The 3572-nt window shown below is 71.7% G+C and carries 3 protein-coding genes; 2 read left to right on the top strand and 1 reads right to left on the bottom strand.

Annotated elements, in window-relative coordinates; all coding sequences use genetic code 11:
• A partial coding sequence (locus FNH04_RS48360; RefSeq protein ID WP_228031969.1) for a hypothetical protein occupies window positions 1-207 on the bottom strand: 207 nt, incomplete at its 3' end.
• A gap of 173 nt (window positions 208-380) precedes the next feature.
• Here FNH04_RS48360 and FNH04_RS43150 point away from each other — a divergent pair.
• Window positions 381-1970, top strand: a complete 1590-nt coding sequence (locus FNH04_RS43150) for an alkaline phosphatase D family protein (RefSeq protein ID WP_152791701.1) — start codon at window positions 381-383, stop codon at window positions 1968-1970.
• Window positions 1971-2158: 188 nt separating this feature from the next.
• Window positions 2159-3532, top strand: coding sequence for a GNAT family N-acetyltransferase (locus FNH04_RS43145; protein WP_407704182.1), 1374 nt, complete (start codon window positions 2159-2161; stop codon window positions 3530-3532).
• The last annotated feature ends 40 nt before the right edge of the window (window positions 3533-3572 follow it).

Here is a 3572-nt window from a genome sequence, read left to right as displayed (position 1 = left end):
GTGGGGGGGCTGGTGGCGGGGGTGGCTGGTGACGTGTGGGGCGTACGCCTGGCCGCCTCGCCCGCAGGGACAGGTCTCCCGCAGGCACACGTCGCGCCACCGGCACACGTCGCGCCACCGGCTCCTGAGGGACGCGACGCGCCCGGTGCCTCCCAGGCGTTTCCGGTCGCGCCACGCGCCCGGTACCTCCCACAGGGTCCCGGTCACGCCACGCGCTCCCCGCCATCGGCTGGTTCCCGCCGCCGCGACGCGCCCGGTTTCGCGTACCAGTTCCCTTGCCGCCAAGGTCAGTTGTTCACTTGGGGTTTCCGTGTGCGCCGTGGTGCACCAGTAGGTGTGGCGTTGCACATCGGCCGGAACCCGTCCCTGGAGGCCCTTTCATGTCACACCGTCCGCCGAGCCACCTGCCCGGCCGCCGCAGCGTGCTGCGCGGCTCCCTCGCCGCGTCGGCTGCCGTGGCCCTGCCCGCGACGCTCGGCTCGGCGCCGGCGTTCGCCCTGTCGGGGCGGCCGAAGGCGGGCTGGGGTGTGCAGACCGGGGACGTGACGGCCCACTCCGGACTCGTGTGGGTACGTTCCGACCGGCCGGCCCGGATGATCGTCGAGACGTCCGCCACCGAGTCCTTCCGCAACCCGAGCAGATGGCACGGCCCGCTGCTCGACTCGGGCACGGACTTCACCGGGACGACCCGGCTGCGCGGCCTGCCGCCGGGCGAGCAGATCCACTACCGCGTCCTGCTCGCCGACCCGGACGACCCGCGCCGCACCGGCGAACCGGTCACCGGCACGTTCCGTACGACACCGGTGAAGCGCCGTGACGGAGTGCGCTTCGTGTGGTCGGGCGACCTGGCCGGACAGGGCTGGGGCATCAACCCGGACTTCGGCGGTTACCGCATCTTCGACGCGATGGGCGCGCTCGACCCGGACTTCTTCCTCTTCAGCGGCGACACCATTTACGCCGACGGACCGATCGCGGCGACGGCCAAGCTGCCGGACGGCAGTGTGTGGCGGAACATCACCACCGAGGAGAAGGCCAAGGTCGCCGAGTCCCTGGCCGAGTTCCGCGGCAACTTCCGCTACAACCTGCTCGATGAGCACCTCAGGAAGTTCAACGCGCGGGTGCCGTCCATCGTCCAGTGGGACGACCACGAGGTCATCAACAACTGGTACCCGGGTGAGATCCTCACCGACGCCCGGTACACCGAGAAGAGCGTCGACGTGCTGGCCTCGCGGGCTCGGCAGGCGTTCGGCGAGTACTTCCCCATCTCCACGCTGCGGCCGGGCGCGCGGGACGGCCGGGTCCACCGTGTGTTGCGCCACGGTCCGCTGCTGGACGTCTTCGTGCTGGACATGCGCACGTACCGCAACGCCAACTCGGCGGGCACCCAGACCACTGACCCGCAGGGCATCCTCGGCGCCGAGCAGCTGGAGTGGCTGAAGCACGAGCTGTCGAGGTCGCGTGCGGCGTGGAAGGTGATCGCCTCCGACATGCCGCTCGGCCTGGTGGTGCCGGACACCGGAGACGGCAGGCCGAACATCGAGGCCGTGGCGCAGGGCGACCCGGGCGCGCCGCTCGGGCGCGAGTTGCAGATCGCCGAGCTGCTGCGGTTCATCAAGCACCGCAGGATCACCGGCACGGTGTGGCTGACCGCCGACGTGCACTACACCTCGGCCCAGCACTACCAGCCCTCGCGGGCCGCCTTCACCGACTTCGAGCCGTTCTGGGAGTTCGTCTCCGGTCCGCTCAACGCGGGCGCGTTCCCGGCCAACGCGCTGGACAACACCTTCGGTCCCGAGCGGGTGTTCGTGAAGGCGCCGACCACCGCGAACGTCTCCCCCGCCGGCGGCTACCAGTTCTTCGGCGAGGTCGACATCGACGGCGACAGCGGGGAGCTGACGGTACGGCTGCGCGAGCAGGACGGGACCGTGCTGTTCACCCAGGTGCTGCAACCGGGGCGGGTCGGGCAGTGACCGCGGGGCCGCGGCCGGACACCGATGGCGAGGCCGCGGCCCTGTACCCACGAGGCGACGACGCCACGACGCCCATAGGGAGTACGTGAAGAGCGGCAAAAGGTGCGGAACGCGGCTTTACCCATCGGTCACAGAGCGTTCGTGGTCACGCAACGCCCTTCCTGCACAGTGGTTGCATGACTACAGACATGTCTGATGTGAGGCGGGCGCAGAACGGTCGCCCGGTGCACCCCCGGCGGCGTAAAGCGACGAAACTCGCCGCGCTGTTCACGGCCGGCTTCCACTCGTGGTGGTCACGCCGCCACGGTCATGCCCCTCCGAAGGGTGATACCGGCACCCGGCCACTCCCCGAGGGTGAGCGGGCCGGGCCGTCCGAAGCCGGCGCGGTCGACGGAGCGTCCGTGCTGTGGCGGATGAGGACGACGGTGAGGGACCAGCCGGGCTCGCTGGCCGCGCTGTGCACGGCGCTGGCCCGGCACCGGGTGGACATCCTGAGCCTCCAGACGCATCCGCTGGCCGAGGGCACGGTGGACGAGTTCCTGTTGCGCGCACCCGGGGAACTGGCCGCGTCCGACATCACCGGCGCGGTCTCGGAGGCGGGCGGCACCGGCACCTGGATCGAACGGGCCGACGCCCATGACCTCGTCGACGCACCGACCCGGGTGCTCGGCCTGGCCACCCGGACGGCGCTGGACGCCGCAGAACTCCCGCTCGCCCTGCGTCAGTTGCTCGGCCGGTGCACGATCCGCTCGCTTCCCGCCGGCTCCTCCTCCGGCTCACCCACCTCCCTTGGCTCCTCTGGCTCCCCTGGCTCCCCTGGCTCCGGTCCGGCCCAGGACAGCGCCCCGGTGGAGGGCGCCCTGGAGGACACGGTGATGCGGCTGCGGGCGCCGGAGGGCGAGGTGATCACGGTGGAGCGGCCGTATCTGCCGTTCACGCCGACGGAGTTCGCGCGGGCGCGGGCGCTGGTGGAGCTGGACGCCCGGCTGGGTCCGCGTATCCCGCGCAGCCAGGACGTGCTGACCCTGCCGGAGGGCGGCGACATCACCGTACGGCGTGCCGACACCGGCGACCTCGACGCGGCGAGGGCGATGCACGCGCGGTGCACGCCGCGCACGCTGCGCATGCGGTACCACGGTCCGCTCGGCGACGCCCACCGCTATCTGAACCACCTGCTCAGCCCCCGTTTCGGCCGCACCCTGGCCGTCGAGACGCCGTCGGGGAAGATCGTCGGCCTCGGCCATCTCCTGTGGGACGGTGACGAGACGGAGGTGGCGCTGCTGGTCGAGGACGCATGGCAGCGGCGCGGTATCGGCGGCGAACTGCTCGGCCGTCTGGTGACGATGGCGGTCGAGGCGGGCTGCGGGAACGTGTACGCGGTCACCCAGTCCTCCAACACCGGGATGGTCGCCGCGATGCGCGGGCTCGGGCTGCCCCTCGACTACCAGATCGAGGAGGGCACCCTCGTCATCACCGCCCGCCTGGACGCGACTCCCGTGGCCTCTCGTCTGCCGTACGACCAGGCGAGGGAGCAGCGCGGCGAGCGGTTGGCGCGCGACTAGGAGTTTCGCCCCCGCCGCCCCTACCCGTCCCATCCCAGGG

This window comes from Streptomyces phyllanthi, assembly GCF_009377205.1.
Classification (GTDB): Bacteria; Actinomycetota; Actinomycetes; order Streptomycetales; family Streptomycetaceae; genus Streptomyces; species Streptomyces phyllanthi.
Note: the sequence above shows the minus strand (reverse complement) of the source record. Positions and strands in the feature narration are given on the sequence as shown.

Excerpts from the sequence above, each read along its gene's own strand:
- FNH04_RS43150 (WP_152791701.1), top strand. The coding sequence starts at position 381 with ATGTCACACCGTCCGCCGAGCCACCTGCCCGGCCGCCGCAGCGTGCTG.
- FNH04_RS43145 (WP_407704182.1), top strand. The coding sequence starts at position 2,159 with ATGTCTGATGTGAGGCGGGCGCAGAACGGTCGCCCGGTGCACCCCCGG.